The sequence below is a fragment of the Cobetia sp. PDI-23MA genome, assembly GCF_059507735.1.
Window position 1 is genome coordinate 216,058 of sequence record NZ_CM183352.1, and the last position, 26,497, is coordinate 242,554.

21 protein-coding genes and 5 tRNA genes are annotated in these 26,497 nt (G+C 62.1%); 18 read left to right on the forward strand and 8 right to left on the reverse strand.

Translation table 11 applies throughout. The annotated features are described in order from the left end of the window. Positions 1-41: 41 nt before the first annotated feature. The 7 genes from mutY (at position 42) to AC5WNJ_RS01020 (ending at position 2,279) form a co-directional block, all read left to right on the forward strand. On the forward strand, positions 42-1,214 hold the full coding sequence (gene mutY / locus AC5WNJ_RS00990; protein ID WP_253064988.1) for an A/G-specific adenine glycosylase: 1,173 nt from the start codon (positions 42-44) through the stop codon (positions 1,212-1,214). A 137-nt stretch (positions 1,215-1,351) separates the two neighbouring features. After that, entirely contained in the window at positions 1,352-1,663 is a 312-nt protein-coding gene (locus tag AC5WNJ_RS00995; protein WP_176675968.1) for an oxidative damage protection protein, read from the forward strand. A gap of 104 nt (positions 1,664-1,767) precedes the next feature. Next, positions 1,768-1,843, forward strand: a tRNA-Phe gene (locus AC5WNJ_RS01000). Between the two features lie 5 nt (positions 1,844-1,848). After that, positions 1,849-1,923, forward strand: a tRNA-Gln gene (locus AC5WNJ_RS01005). Between the two features lie 49 nt (positions 1,924-1,972). Next, positions 1,973-2,048: transfer RNA gene (locus AC5WNJ_RS01010), tRNA-Thr, on the forward strand. A 77-nt stretch (positions 2,049-2,125) separates the two neighbouring features. Continuing rightward, a tRNA-Phe gene (locus AC5WNJ_RS01015) sits at positions 2,126-2,201 on the forward strand. A gap of 3 nt (positions 2,202-2,204) precedes the next feature. Next, positions 2,205-2,279: transfer RNA gene (locus AC5WNJ_RS01020), tRNA-Gln, on the forward strand. Between the two features lie 131 nt (positions 2,280-2,410). Here the strand turns inward: AC5WNJ_RS01020 and AC5WNJ_RS01025 are convergent. The 4 genes from AC5WNJ_RS01025 to AC5WNJ_RS01040 all read right to left on the reverse strand — a co-directional run bounded on the left by AC5WNJ_RS01025 (position 2,411) and on the right by AC5WNJ_RS01040 (position 6,150). Beyond that, positions 2,411-3,688 carry a sigma-54 interaction domain-containing protein gene (locus tag AC5WNJ_RS01025; RefSeq protein ID WP_306424429.1) on the reverse strand — a complete coding sequence of 426 codons (1,278 nt, stop codon included), beginning with the start codon at positions 3,686-3,688 and terminating at the stop codon, positions 2,411-2,413. A 155-nt stretch (positions 3,689-3,843) separates the two neighbouring features. Next, positions 3,844-4,227, reverse strand: coding sequence for a hypothetical protein (locus tag AC5WNJ_RS01030; RefSeq protein WP_253064987.1), 384 nt, complete (start codon positions 4,225-4,227; stop codon positions 3,844-3,846). A 116-nt stretch (positions 4,228-4,343) separates the two neighbouring features. Beyond that, on the reverse strand, positions 4,344-5,201 hold the full coding sequence (locus AC5WNJ_RS01035) for a hypothetical protein (RefSeq protein ID WP_253064986.1): 858 nt from the start codon (positions 5,199-5,201) through the stop codon (positions 4,344-4,346). 25 nt (positions 5,202-5,226) lie between these two features. After that, on the reverse strand, positions 5,227-6,150 hold the full coding sequence (locus AC5WNJ_RS01040) for a CsgG/HfaB family protein (protein ID WP_253064985.1): 924 nt from the start codon (positions 6,148-6,150) through the stop codon (positions 5,227-5,229). Positions 6,151-6,738: 588 nt separating this feature from the next. On the opposite strand from AC5WNJ_RS01040, the gene thpD reads away from it, so the two are divergent. Both thpD and AC5WNJ_RS01050 read left to right on the forward strand, forming a co-directional pair. Next, the gene (gene thpD, locus AC5WNJ_RS01045) at positions 6,739-7,845 is read left to right on the forward strand and encodes an ectoine hydroxylase (RefSeq protein WP_306424430.1); all 1,107 of its coding nucleotides are present in this window, start codon (positions 6,739-6,741) and stop codon (positions 7,843-7,845) included. 194 nt (positions 7,846-8,039) lie between these two features. Beyond that, the gene (locus AC5WNJ_RS01050; RefSeq protein ID WP_495930332.1) at positions 8,040-8,780 is read left to right on the forward strand and encodes a fumarylacetoacetate hydrolase family protein; all 741 of its coding nucleotides are present in this window, start codon (positions 8,040-8,042) and stop codon (positions 8,778-8,780) included. 185 nt (positions 8,781-8,965) lie between these two features. Here AC5WNJ_RS01050 and speA read toward each other — a convergent pair whose 3' ends face one another. The 3 genes from speA to AC5WNJ_RS01065 all read right to left on the reverse strand — a co-directional run bounded on the left by speA (position 8,966) and on the right by AC5WNJ_RS01065 (position 12,527). After that, positions 8,966-10,864: a biosynthetic arginine decarboxylase gene (gene speA / locus AC5WNJ_RS01055; RefSeq protein ID WP_253064983.1), complete on the reverse strand. Its 1,899-nt coding sequence runs from the start codon at positions 10,862-10,864 to the stop codon at positions 8,966-8,968. 175 nt (positions 10,865-11,039) lie between these two features. Then, positions 11,040-12,002: a homoserine kinase gene (locus AC5WNJ_RS01060; protein ID WP_495930334.1), complete on the reverse strand. Its 963-nt coding sequence runs from the start codon at positions 12,000-12,002 to the stop codon at positions 11,040-11,042. Positions 12,003-12,197: 195 nt separating this feature from the next. Beyond that, on the reverse strand, positions 12,198-12,527 hold the full coding sequence (locus tag AC5WNJ_RS01065; protein ID WP_082388170.1) for a DUF2782 domain-containing protein: 330 nt from the start codon (positions 12,525-12,527) through the stop codon (positions 12,198-12,200). A gap of 282 nt (positions 12,528-12,809) precedes the next feature. Here AC5WNJ_RS01065 and polA point away from each other — a divergent pair, with 282 nt between their 5' ends. Continuing rightward, complete coding sequence (gene polA, locus AC5WNJ_RS01070; protein WP_253064979.1) at positions 12,810-15,698, forward strand: DNA polymerase I; 2,889 nt, start codon at positions 12,810-12,812, stop codon at positions 15,696-15,698. A 181-nt stretch (positions 15,699-15,879) separates the two neighbouring features. Here polA and AC5WNJ_RS01075 read toward each other — a convergent pair whose 3' ends face one another. Beyond that, positions 15,880-16,623 (reverse strand): hypothetical protein, encoded by a 744-nt coding sequence (locus AC5WNJ_RS01075; RefSeq protein ID WP_495930336.1) that lies wholly within the window; start codon positions 16,621-16,623, stop codon positions 15,880-15,882. 318 nt (positions 16,624-16,941) lie between these two features. On the opposite strand from AC5WNJ_RS01075, the gene AC5WNJ_RS01080 reads away from it, so the two are divergent. From AC5WNJ_RS01080 to AC5WNJ_RS01115, 8 genes are all read left to right on the forward strand, one after another. After that, positions 16,942-18,477, forward strand: coding sequence for a sigma-54 interaction domain-containing protein (locus AC5WNJ_RS01080; protein WP_253062768.1), 1,536 nt, complete (start codon positions 16,942-16,944; stop codon positions 18,475-18,477). A 451-nt stretch (positions 18,478-18,928) separates the two neighbouring features. Next, positions 18,929-20,080, forward strand: a complete 1,152-nt coding sequence (locus AC5WNJ_RS01085) for a TRAP transporter substrate-binding protein (protein ID WP_253062770.1) — start codon at positions 18,929-18,931, stop codon at positions 20,078-20,080. Beyond that, complete coding sequence (locus tag AC5WNJ_RS01090) at positions 20,077-20,808, forward strand: TRAP transporter small permease subunit (protein WP_253062772.1); 732 nt, start codon at positions 20,077-20,079, stop codon at positions 20,806-20,808. Before AC5WNJ_RS01085 ends, AC5WNJ_RS01090 begins: the two co-directional genes overlap by 4 nt. Next, positions 20,798-22,147, forward strand: coding sequence for a TRAP transporter large permease (locus AC5WNJ_RS01095; RefSeq protein ID WP_253062774.1), 1,350 nt, complete (start codon positions 20,798-20,800; stop codon positions 22,145-22,147). Before AC5WNJ_RS01090 ends, AC5WNJ_RS01095 begins: the two co-directional genes overlap by 11 nt. A 112-nt stretch (positions 22,148-22,259) precedes the next feature. Then, positions 22,260-22,883 carry an SDR family NAD(P)-dependent oxidoreductase gene (locus AC5WNJ_RS01100; protein ID WP_253062776.1) on the forward strand — a complete coding sequence of 208 codons (624 nt, stop codon included), beginning with the start codon at positions 22,260-22,262 and terminating at the stop codon, positions 22,881-22,883. A gap of 232 nt (positions 22,884-23,115) precedes the next feature. Further along, positions 23,116-24,303 (forward strand): M20 metallopeptidase family protein, encoded by a 1,188-nt coding sequence (locus AC5WNJ_RS01105; protein ID WP_253062777.1) that lies wholly within the window; start codon positions 23,116-23,118, stop codon positions 24,301-24,303. 236 nt (positions 24,304-24,539) lie between these two features. Then, entirely contained in the window at positions 24,540-25,706 is a 1,167-nt protein-coding gene (gene tmpA, locus AC5WNJ_RS01110) for a 2-trimethylaminoethylphosphonate dioxygenase (RefSeq protein WP_373456564.1), read from the forward strand. Beyond that, the gene (locus AC5WNJ_RS01115; RefSeq protein WP_253062779.1) at positions 25,703-26,347 is read left to right on the forward strand and encodes an HD domain-containing protein; all 645 of its coding nucleotides are present in this window, start codon (positions 25,703-25,705) and stop codon (positions 26,345-26,347) included. Before tmpA ends, AC5WNJ_RS01115 begins: the two co-directional genes overlap by 4 nt. Positions 26,348-26,497 lie beyond the last annotated feature (150 nt).

Consider the following 26,497-nt stretch of genomic DNA (forward strand, 5'->3'; position numbering starts at 1 on the left):
AGGCCATGGCGTCGACCATGGCACGAGCAGAGGAAGTTTTGATGGCGCGACCTGACACTGCTGCCACGCCAGACGTGACAGCTCCCGAGAGCCACGCCACGCCCGGCTTCGAAGACATCGCCCTCAGTCCCGAGGCGTTTCAGGCGCGCGTGTTCGACTGGTTCGATGAGCATGGCCGCAAGCACCTGCCTTGGCAGGAGAACACCACACCGTATCGCGTCTGGGTCTCGGAGATCATGCTCCAGCAGACCCAGGTCGCGACGGTGCTGCCGTACTACGCCCGCTTCATGGAGCGCTTCCCGGATGTCGCGGTGCTGGCGGCGGCGGATATCGATGACGTGCTGCACCTGTGGACGGGCCTTGGCTACTACGCGCGGGCGCGCAATCTGCACAAGGCCGCTCAGCAGGTCGTGAATGAGCACGACGGTGCCTTCCCGGTCGAGAGTGTCGAGGCATTGTCGGCCTTGCCGGGCATCGGCCGTTCGACCGCCGGGGCGATCATCAGCATCAGCACCGGACAGCGGGCGCCGATTCTCGATGGCAACGTCAAGCGCGTGCTGGCACGTCTGCATGCCGTGGAGGGCTGGCCGGGCCGTCCGGCGGTGGAGCGCAAGCTGTGGACGCTTGCGGAGCGCTACACGCCGCAGGTGCGGCTGGCGGACTGGACCCAGGCGATGATGGATCTCGGGGCCACCCTGTGCACGCGCGGCAGCAAGCCCGATTGCGCGCGTTGCCCCTTCGAGGAAGTCTGCGTGGCGCATGCGCGTGGCGAAGAGAAGCGCTTCCCCGAGAGCAAGCCCAAGAAGACCATACCGACGCGTCAGACACTGATGTTGCTGGTCAGTGACGAGGCGGGGAGGGTCCTGCTGGAACGCCGTCCGCCGACGGGCATCTGGGGCGGCCTATGGGCGCCGCCACTGGTCGAGGACCGCGAGGCCGCGCGGGAATGGGTCGCCCGCGAAGCCCGCGGCGCCCATCTGGAGGCGCCACTGGCGAGTTTCGAGCATGTCTTCAGCCACTTCCGGCTGACCATCACGCCGCAGCCGATACAGCTGGGCGAGGCAGGGCTTGCGCCAGCTCAAGCAGCCGGGAGCGTCAGCGAGTCGGCCGCCGACCGTCGCTTCGTCGACCCCGCCGCGCCAGACGCCGTGGGCCTGCCGGCGCCGGTCAAGGCGCTGCTGGCGCGCTGCACGGATGATCTGTTCGGCCTGTGAGGCCTTGTCGGTGTCGGCATCGGCCGTACGTCTGGGGCAAAGCGGCCCAGGCGTGCGAGAATGAGGAACAGTTAAGGCGTCTGGCGAAGGCTCGGCGCTCATCCGCACTGACATCCAGTCCTCTTACGGAGTTACCCATGCGCACCGTACATTGCCGCAAGTATGACCAGGACCTGCCGGGTCTCGATTTTCCGCCGCTGCCGGGCGAGAAGGGCCAGGACATCTGGTCCAACGTCTCCAGGCAGGCATGGGAAGAGTGGCAGGCGCTGCAGACGCGTCTGATCAACGAGAAGCACCTCAACATGATGGATGCCGACAGCCGTCGCTATCTGATGGAGCAGATGGATCGCTTCTTCAACAACCAGGAGACGGACCAGGCCGAAGGTTTCGTGCCGACGGACGCCGCCGCCAAGGGCGAATCGCAGGGCGGACAGGGCTACGAAGTCTGAGTGGCCGGCGAGGACGGCGGAAGGCGAATTACGACGCCAAATTCTTGATAAGCAAGGGTTGACGTCGGGAAAGGTTTTCTATTTAATACGTCCTCGTTGGCAAGGGCCAGATAGCTCAGTTGGTAGAGCAGGGGATTGAAAATCCCCGTGTCGGCGGTTCGATTCCGTCTCTGGCCACCAAGTGTTGGGGTATAGCCAAGTGGTAAGGCACCGGTTTTTGGTATCGGCATTCCCAGGTTCGAGTCCTGGTACCCCAGCCAGCTGACATGCAGTAACGTAGTAAGAAGACTCATATCATGAGTTCTTTGTGCCGGCTTAGCTCAGTTGGTAGAGCAACTGACTTGTAATCAGTAGGTCGAGGGTTCGACTCCTTTAGCCGGCACCATCTTCAGGCTTCTGTCGATGAGCGAAGAACACACGATATAGAGGTCGCCTTGGCGGCTTTTTTTGTGTCTTCAGGTTGGCCAGATAGCTCAGTTGGTAGAGCAGGGGATTGAAAATCCCCGTGTCGGCGGTTCGATTCCGTCTCTGGCCACCAAATTGGGGTATAGCCAAGTGGTAAGGCACCGGTTTTTGGTATCGGCATTCCCAGGTTCGAGTCCTGGTACCCCAGCCAATTCTGGCTAGCTGATGCAGTCGCAGGATGAATTCGGCAGCCAACAGAAAAGCCACCCTTCGGGGTGGCTTTTCTGCGTCTGGAGCAAAGGTCTGGAAGGCGACAGGGCATGCCGTGGTCCGGCGCTCACCTCAGTGCGAGGTGGGCTCTTCCGGGTGCATTGCCAGCCAGCTCAGGCGCTTGCGATAGATGGTGGAGGGCGCGATCTCCAGTATCGCCGCAGCGCGGGGGATGCTGCCATCACAGGCGCTGATGGCGCTCTCGATCGCCTCGCGTTCGACCATCCATAGCGGGCGCAATGTGGTCTCGTTGCCCTCAGACACATTGTGGCTGACCGGCGTGCGATGCGCCGTGCTGGAGGGCAAATCCAGCATGTCGGCCGTCAACACCTCACCATCATTGAGGATGATGGCGCGCCGCAGCGTGTTTTCCAGCTCCCGCACGTTGCCGGGCCAGTCATGGGCCAGCAGCTGACGCTCGGCACATACACTGAGTCGTGTGAAGCGCTTGCCCTCGTGGCCTGCCATGCGCCCCAGCAGCCCGGTGGCGATCTCCAGGATATCCTGACCGCGCTCGCGCAGTGGCGGCACCTTGAGTGGAATGACGTGCAGACGATAGAAGAGGTCTTCCCGGAAGCGGTGAGTATCGACCAGTACCCGCGGGTTCTGATGCGTGGCGCACACGATGCGGCAATTGACCTCTACCGTGCGCGTGGCGCCCACCGGCATTACCTGCCCCGTCTGCAGGAAGCGCAGCAGCTTGCTCTGCAAGGGCAGCGGCAGCTCCGCGATCTCATCGAGAAACAGCGTCCCCCCATCTGCCGCCACGGCGAGTCCCTGCTGGGTGCTCACGGCCCCCGTGAAAGCCCCGCGCACATGTCCGAACAATTGCGACTCCAGCAGCTCTGCCGGAATGGCGGCACAATTGACGGCGATGAATGGGCCGTCACGTACCGGGCTATGGCGGTGAATGGCAGTGGCACACAATTCCTTGCCGCTGCCGCTTTCGCCGGTGATGAAGATGGGAGCGTCCGAGTGGGCGACCTGGATGAGAGTGCGATAGAGCGTCTGCATGGCCGATGAGTCTCCGATAAACTCCCCAAAACCGCGAGGTCGCTTTACCGGTAGTTCCCTTACCCGCGAGGTAGTGGAGATATCGTCAGCCAGATTCAATGCGGTAGCCGATGATGCAGCCTGATGAGCTTTCAGTGCGGTCATGAGTGTTGTTCCCTTGCTGCTGGTCTTTCTGCATTGCCTGCGCTTTGTGTGAGCGGGCTGCGAAAGAATCATTGTCGGGCTGCTTCTGGTGACAGCCTCACCGGAGAGTCTGGATTCTCCAGCGTTGAGTGTTCGTCTTGGGGGTTTATCGAGTACCCATATAGAGGTTAATGACTTGTGCGAGATGATCATGGCGGCTTTTAGTGCGTTTTTTCCGCTCCCCCTGAGTGGCAGACTTCTCAGTCTCGACGCTCAGCCTGGCTGACCAACTCTCTACTCACGCTGAAAGGGTGAGCCCTGGTATCTGATGGTCTGTCTTGCCGCTGATGACTGTCCCGGGCAGTGCATCACTGGGCGTCTTCCTCTTCATCTCCGTTGTTGTGGGTAATGGTGAAGTCAGTCGATGATGTCTGAGAGCTACCATCCGCGGATTGATCCGCCGTGCCATCGATGGTGCCGGTGGAACCATCACTCAGCGTCTGTTCGATCTGTTGCCAGTTGCCGATCGAGGTGCTGCTGCCGGTATTGAGAGTGTATTCCCCGATATTGGTATCGGACCCTTCCCCCAGGCTGCCGGCCTTCTTGCTCTCGTAGAGGATCAGGGCGGATTCTGCGCTACGAGCCGGAAAGTCGTAAGGGAAGGGCCCCATCAGCGAGTTGGCGCTGGCAGTCGTGGCCAGCAGGCATCCCGCGCTGACGACCCCCAGGCTGAGACGTGTAAAGGCATTCATGTCTTGCTCCTTTCGCTCTGTGAAAGATGCAGTGTCTGATGCGTGAGACTTCTGATGTCGGCAGGTACTGAAACACACGCGGGTCGCCCCGCGTGTGTTGGTTGCCTGTTGAGGATTTACGGAGTAACGGGGCCGACGCTGATGGACATGTTGTTGCCCACAGAGGTGGCCGCGTTGTTGATGACCGGGCCCTCGAAGCTGCCTGCCGGCGGCAGATCCAGTGTGATGTTGCTGACCTTGGCAGTCGAGCTGATGTTGGCGAAGCTCATCTGGGTATTGTCGGCAATCAGGGCGCTATCGATATCTGTGCTATCCAGAGTGACCGACATATTGTTGCCCACGGAGGTCGCGGCATTGTCCACGCTCAGGTTGAGAATGTTGTCGACCTTGGCCAAGGACTCGACTTCAGCAGTGCCCGGGTAGAAGAAATAGCCACCAGAACCCGCCAAGAACTGCTCATTGTGCAGGTTGACCATGGCATCACTATCCACCGAGACATTGTTGCCCACCGAAGTGGCGGCATTCTCCAGGGACTCGAGCTTGGTGATGTCAGGATTGGGGGTCGAACCCTCATAGGTCACGTAGACATCGACGCTGGCCTCTGCCGCTGCTGCTGCCGCGGCGGAAGCGCTGGAGCCATGCTTGCTTGAGTGGGCACCTGAAATCGCGAAGGAGCTGGAGCTCGTACTGTCGAGCAGGTCGATGCTCGGCGTTCCTGCTTCTGCAGCGCCGTAGCTGACATCACTGACGATGGCTTCGGAGCTGACATCACCGATCTGCTTCTGCAGACTTTCGACCATCACCAGGCCACCTGGATCTTTGATTTGCGGGTCAATATAGACGTCAATGTCGACATCGGTATTCACCTGTCCATCCCAATCCCAGTCCACGTTATCGAAGGCCTGCGCCTGGCTTGTCATCATCATGCCGCTTACGAGACCGATGGCGACTGCGAGCTTGTTATAGGTAGTCATTGTCATGTTCCTCATGAATGTTGACTTATTGTGCTGCGCTGGATGCTGCCGGTACTGCTGATGCGGGTGTTGCCTGCAACGGTGTTGCGACTGCTTCATTTACTTCATTGCCACTTGATAGATTGCTGCTGGTATTGGCTGCGGCCACTTGCTGCGTGTTGCTATCGTCGTCTGCAACATGCTGTCCCGGGTGAAGCTCGCATTCCTGTCCCGCAGGTACAGGAAGCCCCAGGCCTTCAGTCAGAAGCTGGTACGCGCCCATCTCCACGACTGATCTCACGCCCAGCTGCAGTGGTTCATTGCGCACTGCGCCGGAATCAAACTCGACCAACTGATTGCCGAAGAAGCGGTAGATACCGGCTTCGACTTCGTAACCCACCACCTGCTTCTGCAGGCTGGTGACATAGACGGTGCGGAAGGTGCGGATATCGACCATGCGCAGGTCCAGGCCGACATTGATGACTGCAGTGCGCAGTCCGGCCCCGATTCCGCTGACAAACAGGCGGGCACCGCCGCTTGAAATGTTGTAATTGAGCTCTGTAAGAGCACCGAGAACCACGAAATGCGAAGGGAGAACTGCCAGTTTGCGCGGCGAGTAGGCCATTGCCTTGTTCTCGAAAAGCTGCTGCTCAGCCAGCGGGACTCGCACATCGAGGCGTTCGGTAAGATGCACCTTGCGAGTCTTGTAGAGGGCACTTATCAGCATCTCGGATACGCCCTGGGTCACGGCAGCACTCTCTGTCACGGTGGAGTAACTGCGTTGACCGGTCTTGTCCGTCACCTGACCCACTGCAATCACAGGCAGGTTGGTGGCTCCCTGAATTCGACTGAGTGATACGAGGCATTCGCTATATGGCGTATTGTTGGAGGTGACTGGTGGCCCTACGACCGGTTCGACATTGTCGAATTTCGGTTCGACAGCGGCGCAGCCCCCCAGCACTGTGGCCATGCAAGCGGCCATGCATATCCGTGGCTTAAACATGCTGGAAGTTCCCCTGGTGTGACGCATGATCCTGCGCCGTTATTTTTCTCTGATATGTCTCTATCAGTTGTTCTGCCGTGCTTTCCTAGGGGCACGAAGCGTGCCAAATAATTTCACAATATTTCACAGACACTTACGCATTAATGCGCGATGTTGCGCGCGATGCATTTTGCAAATGGCGAAGCGAAGTGAGGGGAAATACCACGGGCATGGTGCCAGTGGTGAGCCGTTGATTAAGCCGGTTATCTCACGGAAGATGAGATTCAGTGCCAACAGGATGAGCCAGAACTGGCGAGAGGGGATGACTGAAGGATTTTGTCATTCGCGAGGCACAGACGGCCTCATGTTTTCTTGAGAAGGGTGATGGCGGGAGTGGTGTGAGATTGGATGGTCTTTTAACGATCTTGCGGATCAGATCTCTATGCTTTTTTCATGAATCTTGGGGTTGAAGTCTGTTGTATGGCCCATAGGTGGGACACTGCGGGCAAGCCGCATGCTAGAACGCCAGATTCCACTTTCCTCAATGCAAGACACTGATGCCTTAAGGAGAGCACGATGACAGCTTCACGCCATATGACTTCGTACAACGCCACTTCCGCTCTCTCGTCCAAGCAACGTCAACACGAGCAGATCGATGGTGGCAACGGCAGCGCCGCTGCAGAAACCTCCAAGCAGCAGCTGGACGCCCGGCAGACCAATGCCGACAGTGATCAGGCGCCGGAAGCCTATCTCGACAAGTCGGGCAGCGACCGTGGCTCCGATCACTCACGAGATGCCTATCCGACGCGTCTGAGCCAGCCGCCGCAGCACCTGTGGCAGAAGCGTCGCGAGCCCGTCGTGAACTCGCGTGCCGATGAGGGGCCGCTGGGCGCCGAGCAGCTCAAGCGCTTCGAGCGCGATGGCTTCCTGTTCGAGCCGGAATTCCTGGCACCGGAGGAAGTCGAGGCGCTGAAGGCCGAGCTGGCAGCGCTGCTCGACAACGAAGAGTGGCAGGGACGTGATTTCACCATCACCGAGCCCAAGAGCCGCCAGATTCGCTCCATCTTCGCCGTGCATTTCCTGTCCGAGCGTTTCCGTCAGCTCGCCGAGGACCCGCGCCTGGTCGATCGCGCGCGTCAGATCCTGGGGGGCGATGTCTATGTCCACCAGTCGCGCATCAACTACAAGCCGGGCTTCGAGGGCAAGGGCTTCAACTGGCACTCGGACTTCGAGACCTGGCACGCCGAGGATGGCATGCCGGAGATGCGCGCGGTCAGCGCCTCGATCATCCTGACCGACAATCATCACTTCAATGGTCCGCTGATGCTGATTCCCGGCTCGCATGAAGTCTTCGTGCATTGCCTGGGCGAGACACCGGAAGACAACCACAAGTCGTCCCTGCAGGCGCAGGAAGTCGGGGTTCCCTCGCGCGAAGCGCTGAGCGAGCTGATCGCCGAACGTGGTATCGAAGCACCGACCGGTGCCGCTGGTGGTCTGTTGATGTTCGACTGCAATACGCTGCATGGCTCCAATGCCAACATGTCGCCGGACCCGCGCAGCAACGCCTTCTTCGTCTACAACCGTGTCGACAACGCGATGCAGGCACCCTTTGCCGCCGCGCGTCCGCGCCCGGAATTTCTTGCGCACCGTCTCGATGGTGGCTGGGACGAACTTGAAGACTGAGCTGGAAAACTGAACTTGAAGACCTGGCTTGAAGGCCGAAGTGGACTGAACTGCACAACGCCGGGTTGCGCTCAGGCGGCGAAATCTCGGACGTTGGTGTGGTAGTGGCAGGCTGTCGGGGCGACGTATCATTGCGATATCTCTCATTGATCGTCTTTCATTGACCCTCCATCACGCCCCGACAGGAGTTCTGCATGCCGCTTGCTCAGCGTTTCACCCCGCGTTTCAGCGATGGTCGCGTCTTCGCTCATGACCTCGGCAAGGTGGTCTGTGTCGGCCGCAATTACGCAGCCCACGCCGCGGAGCTCGGCAATGAAGTGCCCAGCGAGCCGCTGTTGTTCATCAAGCCCGCCACCAGCGTGACGCCGATGGACAAGCCATTGGCGATCTCTCGGCGGCGCGGTCAGTACCATTACGAGGCCGAGCTGGCGCTGCTGATCGGCAAACCGCTGTGTGAAGCCAGCGAATCAGAGGCGCTGGAAGCACTGGCCGGCATGGGCCTGGCGCTGGACCTGACCCTGCGTGAGCGCCAGAGCAAGCTCAAGGCCAAGGGCCAGCCGTGGGAGCTGGCCAAGGCCTTTGATGGCAGCTGTCCGCTGTCTTCCTTCGTGGCGTTGGAAGGGCCACGTTGGCGCGATGCCGATGGCGAGCTGCACGACGTGGATTTCCAGGCGCTTCACTATCGTTTCGCCATCGACGGCGAGCAGCGCCAGCAGGCGGATACCAGCCTGATGCTGTTCCCCGTCGCGCGGCTGCTCAGTGAAATCAGCCACAGCTTCACCCTGCTTCCCGGTGATGTGGTGCTGACCGGCACGCCGGAAGGCGTCGGCGAGCTGAATCCGGATCAGGCACTGGCACTGGCACTGGCGCTGGATGCCCCGGATGGCAGCGGCGAGCTGTTGCGCATCGAGACGCGCACTCGCGGCGTGGCATGACGTCTGGGGCTGTTCCAGCCTGCCCCCGAACTTGAGCTGGCTCAGGACAGCCTTCAGCGTGTTGACAGCAGCCCTGAGCGAGTAAGTAGTAGCCCTGAGGGAGTTGAAAGCAGCCCCGAGCGGGTTAAAAAAGAAAAGCCCCTGCCGGGTCACCGGCAGGGGCTTTTGCTGTCTGGGCTTCTGTCTCAGCTCTCCAGGTAGGTGTAGCCGTCGAGACCGGCCTTCAGGTCTTCGAGCAGATCGGCCTGCTCCAGCGCATTCAGGTTGGATGACTTGAGCTGACGCGCGAGGCGTGCGGCCAGCTGCTCCGGGTCGAAGTTCACGTAGCGCAGCACCTGCGCCACGCTATCACCTTGAATCGCATGGGAAAGCTGCCACTGACCATCGTCGTCGAGGCTGGCATCCACGGAATCGGTATCGCCGAACAGGTTGTGCAGATCGCCGAGGATTTCCTGATAGGCGCCGACCATGAAGAAGCCGAGCAGCTTCTCTTCATCGGCATGCCATTCCGGCAGCGGCAGGGTGGCGTCCAGGCCCTGGTCATCCACATAGGTGTCGATGCGGCCATCGCTGTCACAGGTGATGTCCTGAATCACGCCACGTCGTGTCGGCGCGCGGTCGAGACCGGTCAGCGGCAGGATCGGGAAGATCTGCTCGATGCCCCAGATGTCCGGCAGTGACTGGAACAGCGAGAAGTTGACGAACAGCTTGTCGGCCAGCTTCTCGTTGAGCTCATCGAGCACCGCACGGTGCGAGCGCTGGCGCGCATCGAGACGCCCGGCCAGGCTGCGACACACGTTGGTGTAGATGGCCTCGGCCTCGGCGCGGATGGCGATGCTCGCCAGCCCCATCACGAAGCGTTCCTGCACCTGATGCTGGGCATGCACCACGGCGTGGTAGATCTCCACCAGCTCACGCGGCTCCAGCTGACCCTCCAGTCGTGCAGCCTGGGCCCACAGCGCAGCGATCTGGGCATCGTCCTCGCGGCGTGCGGGCAGCGGCAGGTTCACGCGCTCCTCGCCGATCACATCCGTCACCAGCACCGCGTGATGGGCGGTCAGGGCGCGGCCGGATTCGGAAATGATGTGCGGATGCGGCAGGTCATGGGCATCACAGACGGCGTGGAAGGCACCGACCACATAGTCGGCATATTCGCGCATCGAGTAGTTGAGCGAGCAGGCGCTTTCCGAGCGCGTGCCTTCATAGTCCACGCCCAGGCCGCCACCGACATCGACGATCTCCACGCCGGCGCCAGCTTCGTGCAGGCCCTGATAGAAGCGCGCGCACTCGGCCAGACCGCGCTGGATATCGCTGATGTCCGCGATCTGGGAGCCAAGATGGAAGTGGACCAGCTTGAGGCAATCCAGCGCATCCACTTCGCGCAGACGTTCGACCAGCGCGACGATCTGGCTGGCAGTCAGGCCGAACTTGGACTTCTCGCCGCCGGTGTTCTGCCAGTTGCCCTTGCCGATGGTGGCCAGGCGCGCGCGTAGGCCGATGCGCGGGCGCACGCCCAGACGCCTGGCCTCTTCCAGCACCAGTTCCAGCTCACTGGCCTTCTCGACCACCAGATGCACGCGGTGGCCGAGCTTCTCGCCCATCAGCGCCAGACGCACGTATTCGCGGTCCTTGTAGCCATTGCAGACAATCACCGACGGGCCGTTGTCCGACAGCGCCAGCACCGCGAGCAGTTCCGGCTTGCTGCCGGCTTCCAGTCCGACGCGCCCGCGTGAGCGCTCGCTGGTCGCCAGCAGCTCCTCGACCACGCGACGTTGCTGATTGACCTTGATCGGGTAGACGGCGGTGTAGCTGGCACCATAGCCGCGCGCGCTGATGGCGGCATCGAAGGCAGCGCACAGCTGCTCGACGCGGTCATGCAGGATATCGGCGAAGCGAACCAGCAACGGCAGGCGCAGGCCCTGGGCGCGGGCCTTGTCGATCAGCGAGATCAGCGACAGCGCAGGCGTGCCCGGCTCGCCATGCGGGCGCACCAGTGTCAGGCCATCCTGGCCCACGTCGAAATAGCCGCTGCCCCACTGGTCGATGTTGTAGGTGCGGCGGGCTTCGGCGGCAAAGGAAGTCATCGCGGTCTCCGGAGGTGGACGGCGTGAAGACAAGTCCGGTGGCGCGCCGCGAGCCGGGCAGCACCGGAGAAGACAATGACGCCCGCACGGATGCGGGCGCTCAGAGGGCGCATTATGCCTGCTGGGGGCCAGCAGGCAATTGCTTTGACGACTCGGTCAGTACGCAAGGTGCCGATCAGGCCGGTTGCGTGGCCTCGGGCAGCGGCAGAGCGCCTTCCTCGATGCGCCGACCCAGCAGCTGGCGGTATTGCGCCGGGTCCTTCGGCGTCAGGTTGTGGGCGGGCGGGTCCACGTAGACCACCAGCAGGCGTGACAGCCAATAGCGCAGCGCGGTCATGCGCAGCATGCTCGGCCACAGGCGGCGTTCGTCGGCATTCATCGGGCGCTCGGCGAGATAGGCGCTGAGCAGGGCGTCATAACGCGCCGGGTCCAGGCGGCCATCATCATTGGAGCACCAGTCATTGACCAGAATCGACAGATCGAAGATCAGGTCGCCGGTGCAGCCGTTGTAGAAGTCGATGATGCCGCCGAGACGGTCGCCGTCGAACAGGGTGTTGTCGCGGAACAGGTCACCGTGCAGCGCGCCCTGTGGCAGCTCGACACCGCTGAAGACGTCCTCGCAGACATCGATCTCGTCGGCCATCAGCGCCTGGTCTTCGGGGCTCAGATACGCCAGCACCTTGTGGTGCATCGGCTTGATCCAATGCAGGTCACGGGTGTTGGGGCGGTGGCCGGTGAAGTGCTGCGAGACGGCATGCATGCGCCCCAGCGCCGCGCCGATCTCGCGGCACTGGGCCACGTTGGGCGAGACCGGCCAGCTGCCCGGCATACGCGGGAACAGCAGCGCCGGCTTGCCTGCCAGCACCTTGAGCGCCTGGCCGTCGCGGTCGTGCAGCGGGCCCGGCACCGGCAGCTGGTGGCTGGCGAGGAAGTCGAGCAGCTCGACGAAGAAGGGCAGTTCCGCATGCTCGCCCTGCTCGAACAGGGTCAGCACCATCTCGCGGCGATCGGTGGTGACGAAGAAGGTCGAGTTCTCGGTGCCGTGCGCGACATCCTCAAGCGATGTCAGCGTGCCTGCGTCGTACTCTGCCAGAAATTCTGCGACCTGAGCGTCGCTCAGGGGGGTAAAGACTGCCATGGGTGACTCTTCTCGCCGAAATGTGTCCGCCCCATCAGTGGCGCGCCGCCGGAGCGAAGCGGCGGCAATGCGCTGACAGGAGTTGTTGTAGGTATGCAGGAAGGATGCCGTCACGCCCGGGGGCAAGCGATATGCCGCGGGCGTGATGCCTGTCGCTGCTGGCTCAGCTCTCGCGTGAACCCGATGCCGAGCTTATCACTTTTTCAGTGCCCAGCCGGGTACCTTGAGCTGGCTGGCACTGGTGACGCTGGACTTGATGAAGTTGCCGTTGCCGTCACTGTCGAGCAGGAAGAAGGGCGCGCCGCCCTTGGGGATGATCTCGATGGCATACAGATGGCCATTGACGCGGTATTCGCGCAGCTGGCGGTCATCCTGCTGACGGCTGGTGATCTGCGGCTTCGGGGCCTCGCTCTCGGCGACGGCCAGCGGCGCACTCAGGGCGGTGACGGCCAGCAGCAGCCCGGTGGCCAGCAGCGTGGGCAGGCGCAGCAGGGAATGCGGAGCAATGGAAGCAGTCGAGCGCATGAGAAATCTCCTGGACGCAAGGTACGGTGCGCGGAAGTCCTGAAGGCGGGCGATGCGGCGTGATACCCGATGCCTGCCTGATGGGCGCAGTTTACGACTCTTGCCGGCAGTGTGCACGACTTCCCGCCATCAATGCCGGGCGCAGAAGACACACGCGCCGAGGGTGGCGACTGTGCCTCGCCGCAGCCCTTGCGTATCATGACAGCCATAGCTGCCGAGAGGTTTTCGGCCCCGACTCTGCTTGCCCCAAGCTCACCCTTCAGCCTACGGATGCGACTGCTCATGGCCGCCACGCCGATCGTTCTCGTCGATGGATCTTCCTATCTCTATCGTGCCTTTCATGCTCTGCCGCCGCTGACCACCTCCAAGGGCCTGCCCACCGGCGCGGTGAAGGGCGTGATCAACATGCTCAAGAGCCTGATCCGCCAGTATCCGGACAGCCCCATGGCGGTGGTCTTCGATGCCAAGGGCAAGACCTTCCGCGACGACATGTACCCCGAGTACAAGGCCCAGCGTCCGCCGATGCCGGATGACCTGCGCCTGCAGGTCGAGCCGCTGCATGCCTGCGTGCGTGCCCTCGGTCTGCCGCTGCTGTGCGTGGAAGGCGTCGAGGCCGATGACGTCATCGGCACCCTGGCGCGCATGGCGACCGAAGCCGGGCGTGATGCCGTCATCTCTACCGGCGACAAGGACATGGCCCAGCTGGTGAACGAGCACATCACCCTGGTCAACACCATGAAGAACGAGACGCTGGACGTGGACGGCGTCACCGAGAAGTTCGGCATTCCGCCGAACCTGATCATCGACTTCCTCGCGCTGATGGGCGACAAGGTCGACAACATTCCCGGCGTGCCGGGCGTGGGTGAGAAGACCGCGCTGGGCCTGCTGCAGGGCATGGAAGGCGGCCTCGATACCATCTACGGCGATCTCGAGCGCATCAAGACGCTCAGCTTCCGTGGCGCCAAGACGCTGGCCAAGAAGATGGAAGCGCATCGCGAGGACGCCTATCTCTCCTATCGTCTCGCCACCATCAAGCTGGACTGCGAGTTGGAGTATGGCCTGGATGACCTCGCCATCGCCGCGCCGGACACCGCAGCGCTGGTCGAGCTCTACCGCGAGATGGAGTTCAAGGCCTGGCTGAAGGAGCTGCTGGAAGGCGGCGACATGGCGGCCACGCCGCATGCCGACGAGAAGGGCAGCGGGGTCGCCGGCAATGACCTGCTCGGCGACAGCATCGCGCCGGTCGCGGACAAGGCCGCCGGCAAGGGCAAGGCCGCCGCTGCGCCAACCCCTGAGCTGGAAGCGGCGGAAGAGGACGACGAGATGCCCGATGCGCTGCCGCCGCGTGAGGAGCGCAACTATCGCGCCATCACCGAGCAGGCCGAGCTGGATGCGTGGCTCGAGCGCGTGCGCAACGCCACCTCGCTGTGCTTCGATCTCGAGACCACCAGCCTCAACTACATGGAAGCCGAGATCGTCGGTATCGGCATGGCGCTGGAAGTCGGCGAGGCCGTCTACATTCCTGTCGCCCACAGCTATCTGGATGCCCCCGCGCAGCTGGATCGCCAGGCCGTGCTGGAGGCGCTGACGCCGATTCTCGCCGACACCGCCATCACCAAGATCGGCCAGAACCTCAAGTACGACATCGAGGTGCTGGCGCGCTATGACATCGCGGTGGCCGGCCCGCTGGCCGACACCATGCTGATGTCCTACGTGCTCAATTCCACCGCGACCCGTCACGACATGGACTCGCTGGCGCTCAAGTATCTGGGCGAGAGCACCATCAGCTTCACCGACATCGCCGGCAAGGGCGCCAAGCAGCTGACGTTCGATCAGATCGCGCTGGAAGAGGCGATGCCGTATGCCTGTGAGGATGTCGACATCACCCTGCGCCTCGCCGCGCTGCTGATGCCGCGCATCGAGAAGCTGGGCCGTCTGGGCGAGGTGCTGCGTGATTACGAATATCCGCTGATTCCGGTGCTGGCGCGCATCGAGCGCAACGGCGTCGCGATCGACCCTGAGCGCCTGCACGCTCAGACGCGTGAGCTGACCGAGCAGATCCACGACATCGAGAAGCAGGCCTTTGAGCTGGCGGGCCGCGAGTTCAATCTCTCTTCCCCCAAGCAGCTGGGCGAGATCCTCTTCGAGGAGCAGAAGCTGCCGGTCAAGAAGAAGACCCCCAAGGGCGCGCCGTCCACCGCCGAAGCGGTGCTCGAGGAGCTGGCGCTGGACTACCCGCTGCCCAAGCTGATCATGCGCCATCGCGGCATGACCAAGCTCAAGAGCACCTACACCGACAAGCTGCCGCAGCTGGTCAACCCGACCACGCGTCGCCTGCACACCAGCTACCATCAGGCCGTCACCGCTACCGGGCGTCTGTCGTCGTCTGATCCGAACCTGCAGAACATTCCGGTGCGCAGTGACGAGGGGCGTCGCATTCGTCAGGCCTTCATCGCACGCACCGGCTATCGCATCGTCGCGGCGGATTACTCGCAGATCGAGCTACGCATCATGGCGCACCTCTCCGGTGACAAGGGCCTGCTCTCGGCCTTCGCCGAGAATCGCGATGTGCACGCTGCCACCGCCGCGGAAGTCTTCGGCACCGAGGAAGCGAAGGTCAGCAGTGATCAGCGTCGCAGTGCCAAGGCCATCAACTTCGGGCTGATCTACGGCATGTCCGCCTGGGGCCTCTCGCGTCAGCTGGATATCGAACCCGGCCAGGCCAAGACTTACATCGAGCGCTACTTCGAGCGTTATCCGGGCGTCGCCACCTACATGGAAGACACGCGCCACCTCGCCGCCGAGCAGGGCTACGTCGAGACCATCTTCGGTCGTCGTCTTTACCTGCCGGAAATCGGCTCGCGCAATCATGCGCGCCGTGCTGCCGCCGAGCGCACCGCCATCAACGCCCCGATGCAGGGCAGCGCCGCCGACATCATCAAGCGCGCCATGATCGACGTGGACGCCTGGCTGGCGGGCAGCGACGGTGCCGACAGATACGACGCCATGATGGTCATGCAGGTACACGATGAACTCGTCTTCGAAGTCGCCGAAGCGCAGGTCGAAGACTTCATGAAAGACGTCGCGCAGCGCATGCAGAACGCCGCCTCCCTCGACGTCCCGCTGCTCGTCGAAGTCGAGCAAGGCGACAACTGGGAAGAAGCGCATTGACTTGTCAAGATTGCATTTTAGTTGGGGTGCTTTCTTGAAAGACAGTAATTCAGTGTAATGCTTGGAGTCATAATGCCCCATGAGTTTCGTGTGGGGCATTATGAGATCAAGATTTTATTGTTCTGTGGTTTTCTTGAGGTTTCTATTTTATAGCTGTTTGGCTAGATATCAGCTTAACTAGTTATACCGCTAAATTTGTCTTGATAGTTATTATGAAATCTCTATAGGCGATTCTGTAGTCGTTGATTAACTCGCGCATTTTAATTAGGGCGTCTTGGTATTTTACGTCATCCTCTTCGTTTCCAAAAAAACCATCGCGATCACAATTCCAATATGGATGCAGACATAGGTAGTTGTCATTAAGACCATTTCTAAGCTGTTGAAAATTATTTAACAAGAAAGCGTCAAGTTCTTCTGCTTTATTAAGGAGAATATTAGAAGATTGGTTCAGGCTGTCATTCGCAAATAAGTTGCTAGGGCGCCTCAAGGCGTCAATATAACTCTCCATTGGTTTATAGTTGTTAATATAATAAGCATGATTGGTTTCAAGACATTCTAAGTTGATCTCCAAAGCTTCATCACTCATGATTTCGTCAAGATGCTGGAAGATTCTGATATCATGTTCTATCTGTTTGGTATTGTCGATAGCTAATCTTGTTGAAACTTCAATTTTGGTTTTTTCTCGCTGTAATATAATATTGTAAGCTAATCCTAGGATTACAAGAGAAATGCCAATTAATTCATCGCTGTTACTAGAAATATCTATATCTAAGCTGCTCTTGAATATAGCTTCTAGGATTCTCTCAAATAGAGATGTAGATGTTAAGAGAAGGCCTGCTACAATGACAGTCCATGTCACCTTGTTGGAGAACTCAGGTATAAATATTCTTAAGATTTTTTCAGCTTTGTCCCAATGACTTGCCATATCAAACTCCTTTTTAAGTGTTTTTATCCTGATTCCTTGTATTCTTAAATTGTTCTGTTAGCAATTAGCTCTTAGATTATAATATTAATTTAAGCATCTGTGTGAATAAAATGATTCAGTTCCAATGATCACAGAGAGCTCCCTACGACCACTGGCTACGTTGATCCTTGGCGGCGGTAGGCCGATGCTGTGGGTGGTGTCCGGTTTTCCGGACGCTGGCTGCGTGATGGCGCAGCCCATAACAATCAGATCCGGCGGGTGTGGTGGCAGAGGGATACGGCTGCCCACGATGACCGGACACGCCAAGGGAGAGCGGTGATGGCTCAGCAGATGCCTGTGTCAGGCGCGGTGGGTGGGGAGAAGATGACTGCCCCGCTGCGTGATGATCTACCTGCCACCTCGATTCATCTGGAGCGGGCGCGCCGCGAGTTGCTGCGTGCCGCGATGGATGCGGTGGAGGAGTGGGTCGTGGTGGTGGATGCCCAGGGCGGTATCCAGTTTCTGAATGCGCCCTATGCCGAGTTTCTCGGCGTCGAGGCCAGCGAGGTGCTGGGGCGCGATGTCAGCGAGGTGATCGAGAACACCCGCATGCACGAGGTGCTGGAGAGTGGACGCGCGGAGCTTGCCCAGCTGCAGCTGATTCGTGGCCACCACATGATTGCCCACCGTTATCCCATCTACCGCGATGGCGAACTGATCGGCGCCATCGGTTCGGTGCTCTACCACGACACCTGGGAATGGCGGCAGGTGAATGCTCAGGTTCAGGCGCTGGAAGCGGAGGTGGACTACTACCGTCAGGCGCTGGAATCCCCCAACGGCGCCCGCTGGCAGCTGAGTGACATCATCGGCGATTCGCCCGCGATGCGGGAGTTGGCCTGCAAGGTGCGCAAGATCGCCCCCGGCGGCGCCTCGGTGTTGATCCGTGGCGAGTCCGGCACCGGCAAGGAGCTGTATGCCCATGCGCTGCACCGCAGCTCGGCGCGTGCCAAGGGCCCCTTCATCAAGCTCAACTGTGCAGCGATTCCCGAAGCGCTGCTGGAGGCGGAGCTGTTCGGCTATGAAGAAGGCGCCTTCACCGGCGCCAAGCGTGGCGGCAAGCCCGGCAAGTTCCAGCTCGCGGATGGCGGCACGCTGTTTCTCGATGAGGTCGGCGACATGCCGCTGGCGATGCAGGCCAAGTTGCTGCGCGTGCTGCAGGACCGCGAGGTCGAGGCGGTCGGCGCGACCCGTCTGGTCAGCGTCGATGTGCGTGTCATCGCCGCGACTCACCGTCCGCTGGAAGCTCTGGTCGAGAGCGGCGAATTCCGCGAAGACCTCTTCTATCGCATCAATGTGGTGCCCTTGAAGGTGCCGCCGCTGCGCGAGCGCCGCGACGACCTGCCGACCCTGGCCACGCACCTGCTGTCACGCCTGGCGCGCCGCAGTGGCCGCCGCCCGCCGATGCTCTCCGACGCCGCCCTCGAGCGCCTGTGTGCCCATCACTGGCCCGGAAATGTACGCGAGCTGGAAAACGTGCTCGAAGCCGCCTTCTATCTTGGCGGCAGCCATATCCAACCGACCGATCTCCCGGATGCCATCGGTGCCCGGCATGGCGATGCCCGGCATGGCGTTACCCATCAAAGCGACTTGTCCACACCCGCTTCAGCGCCCGAGTCGTCCACAACCACCCGGGAACCACACACCACACCGGCTACACTGCGTGAGGCGATGGCCCAGGCGGAGCGCCAGTTGATCGAGGATGCGCTGCGCGCTGCCGAGGGCAATCGCACCCGTGCCGCCCGTCAGCTCGGCATCGCCAAGTCCTCGCTCTACGAGAAGCTCAACCGGCATGGGCTATTGGCCGAAGCGCCCTGATCGACAGACATTCCACCTTTCCGCCACCAACGAGTGGCCAGAGCGTCCGGAAATTCGGTCGGTGACCGGAATTCCGGACGCTTTACGTTCCCCGTCACCTCATGGCCTGCACACCCGCGTGGGGTCTGCATTCCTCTATCGGCATATTCGACTGGAGTCGTAGACAGAATGCATGACAGCGCGCGACCTTGGTCGCAGCCTTGGCGGCCGGAGGGTCCGGCTTTCCGGACGCTGTCGTGAGCCGATACTGCCGCCCAGCGCGCGGTGGGTCGGTTCTCGCGGGCCTTGTTCTCGTAGCTCTCTGAAATCATTGACGTTGTTGTGGCGTGGTCAGCCGCTTGCGTTGTCTTCGGGCAAGTTGACGTAAGCGTCATCTTGCAACGTGGTTCATGTCCAGCAAGCCACAAGCCGTACGACCAGCGAGCACAACAACAAATCAGGGAGCCGCACCATGTCGCAACACGCCACGCCACATACTTCAGCGTCACACCTGTCGACGCCGACCCGCCGCCTGCGCCTCGCAGCTGCCATTGCGGCGGCCGTGGCCACCACTACCTTGATGGCCGCCGCGCCAGCTCAGGCGGAAGGGCCGAAACAGCTCGACGTCGCCAGTACCTTCTCGACCAAGAACTTCCTCGGTGCCGGTGCCGTGCGCCTGTCAGAGGAACTCAAGAGCGCGACCGGCGGCGAGGTCGGCCTGCGCGTGCACGAACCGGGCGATCTCGTTCCGGCCTTCGAAGTCTTCAACTCCGTCTCCTCCGGTGCGGTACAGGCCGGTTGGGACTGGATGGGCTACTGGGCCGGCACGGTGCCGATCACCAACCTCTACGGCGCACTGCCGTTCGGCCCGAGCCCGGAAGCCTTCATGTCCTGGATGTGGGCCGGTGAGGGTACCGAGCTTGTGCAGGCCGCCTACGACCCCTACGGCGTGAAGGTGCTGCCATGCTTCATCTCGCCGCAGGAAACCGGCGGCTGGTACAACAAGGAAATCAACTCGCCGGAGGACTTCAAGGGCCTGTCGATGCGCATCTCCGGCCTCGGCGCCAAGGTGCTCAACAAGCTGGGCGCTTCCACCCAGCTGGTGCCGGGCAGCGAGATCTATCTTGCGCTGGAGCGTGGCCGTGTCGATGCCACCGAGTTCTCGGTGCCGCAGGTCGATCAGGCGATGGGCTTCAATGAAGTCGCCAAGTACTACTACTTCCCGGGTTGGCACCAGAGCGCCAGCTGGTTCTCGCTGCTGATCAACCAGCAGGTGTGGGACAGCTACAGCGATGAGCGCAAGGCGCAGTTCCAGACTGCCTGCCGCGCGACCCTGCAGTGGGCAATGGCCGAAGCGCCGCCGGCTCAGGTGCGTGCGATCCATGAGCTCGAGGAAAAGGGTGTCGAGGTCAAGCGCTTCCCGGAGCCGGTGATGACCGCGCTGCAGGAAGCCTGGGGTGAAGTGCTGGCCGAAGAGAAGCAGACCAATCCTGACTTCGCCAAGGCCTACGATTCGCTGATGAAGCACGCCGCTCTGATCGACGAATGGTACGAGCTGCAGGCCATGCCGCAGCCGATGGCCATGAAGCAGGCAGACAACGCTGACGAGGGTAGCGCCCAATGACCGACCCCCGCCTTGCGCCCTGGCGGGCACAGGGCGGGGCGGTGTGTGACGCCCTGGGCCGACCGCTGGTCGGCCTGGGGCTGTGGGTGGGTCGCCTGACCAGCTGGTTGGGTCTGGCGATCATCCTGGCCGTGCTCACCACCGTCACGCTCAACGCCCTGGGCATCAATGAAATCGCCAACTGGGGGTCGCCCGACGTGCTGCTGTTCGGCACCGCGATCACCATCAATTCCGTCACCGAGTTGCAGTGGCACCTGTTCGGTCTGCTGACGCTATTTGGTGGCACCTACGCCCTGCACAGCGATACGCATGTGCGGGTCGATCTGCTCTATCAGCGTCTCTCGCCGCGCGGACGCGCCGTGGTCGATATCCTCGGCCACCTCATCATGCTGATTCCCTTCTGCCTGCTGATCGCCTGGCTGTCCAAGCACTTCGTCACCATGTCCTACATGTCCGGCGAGAAGTCCAACTATGGCGGTCTGGTGGACCGTTACCTGATCAAGGCGATGCTGCCGACGGGGCTGGTGTTCCTCGCCCTCGGCGCGCTGGGGCAGATCTTCGAGAATCTGGCCTGCCTGTTGGACCCGGCGCGCACCCCCGAGCGCCTGAAAGACCACGAGATTGCCAGTCTGGCCGGCCTTGCGGATCAGCAGAATGCTGCGCAAGCGACCACCGACGCCACGGCACCCCAGAATCATGCAGACGGGAGCCATGACAATGCTCGCTGAATACGCCTTGCCCATCGCCATGGTGGTGGCACTTCTGATCGGTATCTTCTCCGGCTACCCGGTGGCCTTTCTGCTCGGCGGGCTGGGCATCCTGTTCGCCTTCATCGGCGACATTCCGTTGCCGTTTCTCGGCACCGTCGGCTCGCGCATCTTCGGTGGTGTGATCGAGAACTGGCTGCTGATCGCGATTCCGCTTTTCGTGTTCATGGGGCTGATGCTGGAAAGCTCCGGCGTGGCGCGCAATCTGCTGATGACGCTGCAGCGGCTGTTCGGCCGCGTGCATGGCGGTCTGGCCGTCTCGGTGGCGCTGCTGGGCGTGGTGATGGCCGCCAGTACCGGCATCATCGGTGCCTCGGTGGTCATGCTGGGCCTGCTGGCGCTGCCGGTGATGCTGGGGCAGGGCTACAAGGCCGAGATGGCCTGCGGGGTCATCGCGGCCTCCGGTACCCTAGGCATCCTGATTCCACCCTCGATCATGCTGGTGCTGATGGGCTCCATCCTGCAGATCTCGGTGGGGGCGCTGTTCAAGGCGGCGCTGATTCCGGGGCTGATGCTCGGTGCGCTCTACGTCGCCTATCTGCTGATCACCGCCAAGCTGCGCCCGGACTGGGCTCCGCTGCCGGACCAGTCGCTGCTCGGCAGCGACAAGACGCCGCTGCCGCTGGCACTGCTGCGTGACCTGCTCGGCCCGATGGTGCTGATCGTCGCGGTGCTGGGGTCGATCATGACCGGTATCGCCACGCCCACCGAGGCCGCGGCCATCGGCGCGGGCGGCAGTCTGCTGCTGGCGCTGGTAATGGGCGGGCTGTCCTTCGACACCCTGCGCAATACGCTCAGGGATACCTCGCGGACCAGCGCGATGATCCTGTTCGTCGTCATCGGCGCGACCTGCTTCTCGGTGGTCTTCAAGCGCCTCGGCGGTGACTACCTGATCGAGGATGTCATCACCGGCACCGGCCTTGGCCCCTACGGCCTGCTGTTGCTGCTGATGGGGCTGATCTTCGTGCTCGGCTTCTTCCTCGAGTGGATCGAGATCAGCTTCGTGGTGCTGCCGCTGGTGGCGCCGGTGGTCGAGGCGCTGGACTTCGGGCTCGGGCTTTCCGGCCAGGGACTGCTGGTGTGGTTCGCGATTCTGGTCGCCATCAACCTGCAGACGAGTTTCCTGACGCCACCCTTCGGCTATGCGTTGTTCTATCTCAAGGGCATCACCGCCGGGCAGGTGTCCATCGGCACCATCTATCGCTCGATTCTGCCCTTCGTCGGCCTGCAGCTGGCGGGTCTGATCCTGTGCATGCTGTTCCCGGCGCTGGTGCTGTGGCTGCCGGGGCTGATGCCCTGACCCACGCGACTCCGGGCATCACAGGGAGGTGATGTCTGGGTGAGAAGAGCGGCACAGTACGGCGTGAGGCACGCCGGGGCGACCCGGCGGGAGTTCTATCAGGGAGAATGAGATGCTGCCACGACGCAGGGTATTGATCGCGGGGCAGGGGGAGTGGCTGGAGGCCATGGCGCGCACCTTCCTGGAAGATGGCGCCATCATCGCCCTGATGAGCACCGCGCCGGCGGACCTCGAACGGGTGCTGGATGCTTTGGGCGGCGAACAGTCGGACCGCTTCGGCCAGGTGGTCGGCGAGGGCTGTTTCGAGACACTGGTGGCGCGTCTCGGGCGCCTCGATGTGCTGGTCTGCATGCCACCTCAGACCATGGCCGGGCAGTCGCTGGAGGCGTGCCTGGTTGCGCAGGTCGCCGGCCCCGGCGCCTTGCTCAAGGCGGCCTGTGCGCGCATGTTGCGCCACGGCGGGCGCCTGCTGGCCGTGGCACCACCGCTGCCCTCGCAGCCGTCCTCGTCGCCGTCCTCGCAGCTGTCCTCTCGGGACCATCACGGCACTGCCATGGCACAGGCGGCGCTGAGTGAGCTGATCCAGCGGCTGGCATCACGCGCGCCGGACAGGGTGCGCGCCAATCTGCTGTGCCCCGAGGGCAGCCGACCGGACGCCGTGGCGGAATGCGCGCGCTTTCTGGCCGGGGGCGCCGGGCGCTCCCTCAATGGTCAGGTGCTGCACCTGACGGATTGAGCGCTGCTGATCTCAGCTGTTCTTGCAATATCCGCTGCCTCCGCAGTTTCTGTTGACCCCAGGACGCCCGGTGCCTTGCACGGGCGTCTTGCCTGTCGGAGGTGCTGCCGGACGTGTAGCTCGCTCGTCTATATCGGGTATTCAGATCGGGAAACGCCAGACAGAGCGACTTTGTTGAGGGGCGAGCTTGTTGAGGAGCGAGCGGCATGGGCATGATGACAGGACAACAATCATGACGTTCGAGCAATGGAAGGAAGCCCCGATGAATGAGCAGGATCTGGCGACGCTGACCGCGTTCCGTCATGAGTTGCACCGTCACCCAGAGCTTTCGTGTCAGGAGCAGCAGACCGCCCGGCGGGTGGCCGCCATGCTGCGCGAGGTCGGAGTGGATGAATTGCATGAGGGGATCGGCGGGCATGGTCTGGTCGCCATCATCTACGGCGAGGAGCCCGGCATCGGCGTGGCGCTGCGTGCCGACATGGATGCCTTGCCGCTTCAGGAAAACGCCGGTAATACGCATGGCTCGCAGCATGCCAATGTCATGCATGCCTGTGGTCATGATGGCCATGCCGCGATGCTGGTCGGGGCAGCGATGGAGCTGGTGCAGCAGCGTCCGCCCAGGGGCCATGTGGTGCTGGTGGTGCAGCCGGCGGAAGAGGCGGGCACCGGCGCGCCCGACATGTTGGCCGACGGTTTGTTCGAGCGCTTTCCCGTCAAGGCCATCTTCGGCATGCACAACTGGCCGGGGGTCAAGACGGGCCATTTCGTGGTGCATGACGTACCGCACATGGCGGCCAGCGACGAATTCAGCGTGACGTTTCATTCCCGAGGCGGGCACGGCGCCATGCCGCATCTCACTCGCGATCCGATTCTGGCCACGGGACTGTTCATCACCGGCGTCCACCAGATCGTCGGCCGCAACATCAGCCCGAGCGATACCGCCGTCATCAGCGTCGGCAGTGTGCATGGCGGGGATGCCAGCAACATCATTCCAGCAACGTCCAGGGTGAAGGGCGATGTGCGCAGCTTCACGCCGCAGGTACGCGAGCTGCTGGAGCAGCGGATTCGCGAGGTGGCTCAGGGAGCCGCACTCACGGCGGGCTGCGAGGTCGCGCTCGAATACACCCCTTCCACGCCGGCGGTAGCCAATGACCTGGCTTGCGCGGCGCTGTGTCGTGAGGTCATCACGGCAGAGTGGGGCAGTGAGCGTCTCGTCGAGCACCCCATAAGCCTGAGCTCGGAAGACATGGGCGTCTTCCTGGAGGCGGTGCCGGGAGCGTACTGCTGGATCGGCAACGGTGATCAGCCCGGCAGTCCCAATCTCCACCAGCCTGACTACGACTTCAATGATGCGTCGCTGGCGCCGGGCAGCCACTTTCTGGCGTGCGTGGCTCGCAGGTTCCTCATGACTGACTCGTGAGATCCAGTGGCCCTGTTCAGCTTCCCGTCGGATCAATTGTCAGTGTGATCAATAGCCAATGTGATGATGGCCAGCGTAACGATGGCCAATTTGATCAATTATGCGTCCAATTTCATCAATCTGCTCTGGCTGAAGTGATTAAGGTAAAGGGAGATTCAGCGTCGCACCAGCATCCGCGAGCAGGCACCTGCCCGGTAAGACAACAGTGCCGCTCCCTCAGCCGTGGAGATCATCGAGTGCCCAGCAGCCCGCATTCCGTCAGCCTGAAAGACCCTGGACAACAACTGCATCTGAGCCACGCCGAGGGCGATCTGACCCTCGAGGCGCTCTGGTTGCGAGAGCGGAGTCCCGATGAAACGACGCTCGACTCCCTCACCGGTCAGCGCCTGATCGAGGCGGCGGACCTGCCGCTGGACCTGAGCCTGACCCAGGCGCAGCTGGATGGCGATACGCTGTCGCTGGCCTTCAGTGACGGCCATGCGGCGAGCTTCTCGCTGGCGGCACTGCTGGCGGAGTGTCAGCCGTGTGAGGCCTATCAGGGCATGACCTTCTGGCAGGGGGATCTGGCCCGGCTGCCCGAGGCCGACTTCGCCGCGGCGCTGGAGGATGACGCGGCCTTGCTGGACATGCTCGAGCAGTTGCAGCGCTTCGGCTTCGTGCGGGTCAGTGGCGTGCCGGACACGGAGGACGGCATGCAGGGGCTGATTCACCGTATCGGGCCGCTGCGACGCACCAACTGGGGCGGTATCGCCGATGTGAAATCCGTCGCCAATGCCTATGACCTCACGATGACCCAGCGCGGGCTGGAACCCCACACCGACAATCCCTACCGCGACCCGATTCCGGGTTATATCTGGCTGCACTGCCTGCGCAACGCGGCCCAGGGCGGCGACAGCATGCTGGTGGATGGCTTCAGCGCGGCGGAGCACCTGCGTCGCGTCGACCCCGAGGCCTTCACCTGCCTGACCGAGGTCACCCCCGACTTTCGCTATCACGATGCCACCACGCGGCTGGAAAGTGCCGGCCCGCTGATCGAGCTGGACAGCCGTGGCCAGGTTGCCCGAGTACGTTTCTCCAACCGCACCGAGCGGGTACCGGCGCTGCCCGGCGCGACCCTGCGTCGCTACTATGCTGCCCGCCAGGCGTTCTATCGGCTGATCTCCGGTGACGACTTCACGCTGCACCTCAAGCTGGCACCGGGCCAGATGCTGATCATGGACAACTACCGGCTGTTCCATGGTCGCAGCGCCTTCCAGCTGGAGGGCGGCATCCGCCATATGCGCCAGGGCTACGTGGACCGCGACTCTACCGCCAGCCGCCGTCTGCTGCTGGCCGATCAGCTCGCCGGTCAGCTCGATGGACAGCGCGACGGTCAGTTCGCCAATGAGGAGGCCAGCGCATGAGCGAGCAGGCCCGCTTCCGCAGTTTCGAGGAAAGCACCCATGCCGAGTGGGCGCTGATCGATGCGCGCTTCCGGGAATATCAGTCCGATGCCTGCCGGCGCGTGCTGGAACATCTTGGGCGGCTCAAGGGCGATCACCACGGCTATCCGGTCGATCGCTACGAACATTGCCTGCAGACCGCTACCCGCGCGTTGCGTGATGGTGCCGATGAGGAGATGGTGGTCTGCGCGCTGCTGCATGACATCGGCGATGATCTGGCACCGGCCAATCATGCCGAGATCGCCGCCGGTATCCTCGAGCCCTTCATCGACCCGCTGAACACCTGGATGATTCGTCATCACGAGCTGTTCCAGGGCTATCACTACCGCGAATTCTTCGGTCAGGACCGCCACGCCCGCGAGGCACATGCCGGGCATCCCGCCTATGAGCGCACCGTGCGCTTCTGTGACGAGTGGGACCAGACCAGCTTCGACCCTGAATACGACACCCTGCCGCTGGAGCATTTCGTCCCGATGCTGGAGCGCGTGATGGGACGCGCGCCCTTCGGCGGCTTGCCGGATCTGGTGCCGGAGCCAGCACTTGAGACAGCACTTGAGACAGCACTTGAACCAGCGCCGGGCAGGCGGGCCAGTGCTCGCTGAAGGCGCACTCCGCCGGAGGATAACTCTCTTGAATCAATCTCTTGCGACGCAGCCAGCGGGGCGGCAGGGCGGAGGAGACACAAGCACCCGACCATGACAGCGCCGCGAGCGATGGACACGCACGACGACCGCCATTCACGAAACCTTTCA

Coding starts and splice junctions, on each gene's coding strand:
- polA (WP_253064979.1), top strand. CDS start 12,810: ATGGCCGCCACGCCGATCGTTCTCGTCGATGGATCTTCCTATCTCTAT.
- AC5WNJ_RS01025 (WP_306424429.1), bottom strand. CDS start 3,688: ATGATCATCTCGCACAAGTCATTAACCTCTATATGGGTACTCGATAAA.
- AC5WNJ_RS01075 (WP_495930336.1), bottom strand. CDS start 16,623: ATGGCAAGTCATTGGGACAAAGCTGAAAAAATCTTAAGAATATTTATA.
- mutY (WP_253064988.1), top strand. CDS start 42: ATGGCGCGACCTGACACTGCTGCCACGCCAGACGTGACAGCTCCCGAG.
- speA (WP_253064983.1), bottom strand. CDS start 10,864: ATGACTTCCTTTGCCGCCGAAGCCCGCCGCACCTACAACATCGACCAG.
- AC5WNJ_RS00995 (WP_176675968.1), top strand. CDS start 1,352: ATGCGCACCGTACATTGCCGCAAGTATGACCAGGACCTGCCGGGTCTC.
- AC5WNJ_RS01035 (WP_253064986.1), bottom strand. CDS start 5,201: ATGACTACCTATAACAAGCTCGCAGTCGCCATCGGTCTCGTAAGCGGC.
- AC5WNJ_RS01065 (WP_082388170.1), bottom strand. CDS start 12,527: ATGCGCTCGACTGCTTCCATTGCTCCGCATTCCCTGCTGCGCCTGCCC.
- AC5WNJ_RS01060 (WP_495930334.1), bottom strand. CDS start 12,002: ATGGCAGTCTTTACCCCCCTGAGCGACGCTCAGGTCGCAGAATTTCTG.
- AC5WNJ_RS01105 (WP_253062777.1), top strand. CDS start 23,116: ATGACGTTCGAGCAATGGAAGGAAGCCCCGATGAATGAGCAGGATCTG.
- AC5WNJ_RS01085 (WP_253062770.1), top strand. CDS start 18,929: ATGTCGCAACACGCCACGCCACATACTTCAGCGTCACACCTGTCGACG.
- AC5WNJ_RS01030 (WP_253064987.1), bottom strand. CDS start 4,227: ATGAATGCCTTTACACGTCTCAGCCTGGGGGTCGTCAGCGCGGGATGC.
- thpD (WP_306424430.1), top strand. CDS start 6,739: ATGACAGCTTCACGCCATATGACTTCGTACAACGCCACTTCCGCTCTC.
- AC5WNJ_RS01115 (WP_253062779.1), top strand. CDS start 25,703: ATGAGCGAGCAGGCCCGCTTCCGCAGTTTCGAGGAAAGCACCCATGCC.
- AC5WNJ_RS01095 (WP_253062774.1), top strand. CDS start 20,798: ATGCTCGCTGAATACGCCTTGCCCATCGCCATGGTGGTGGCACTTCTG.
- AC5WNJ_RS01040 (WP_253064985.1), bottom strand. CDS start 6,150: ATGGCCACAGTGCTGGGGGGCTGCGCCGCTGTCGAACCGAAATTCGAC.
- AC5WNJ_RS01090 (WP_253062772.1), top strand. CDS start 20,077: ATGACCGACCCCCGCCTTGCGCCCTGGCGGGCACAGGGCGGGGCGGTG.
- AC5WNJ_RS01050 (WP_495930332.1), top strand. CDS start 8,040: ATGCCGCTTGCTCAGCGTTTCACCCCGCGTTTCAGCGATGGTCGCGTC.
- AC5WNJ_RS01100 (WP_253062776.1), top strand. CDS start 22,260: ATGCTGCCACGACGCAGGGTATTGATCGCGGGGCAGGGGGAGTGGCTG.
- AC5WNJ_RS01080 (WP_253062768.1), top strand. CDS start 16,942: ATGGCTCAGCAGATGCCTGTGTCAGGCGCGGTGGGTGGGGAGAAGATG.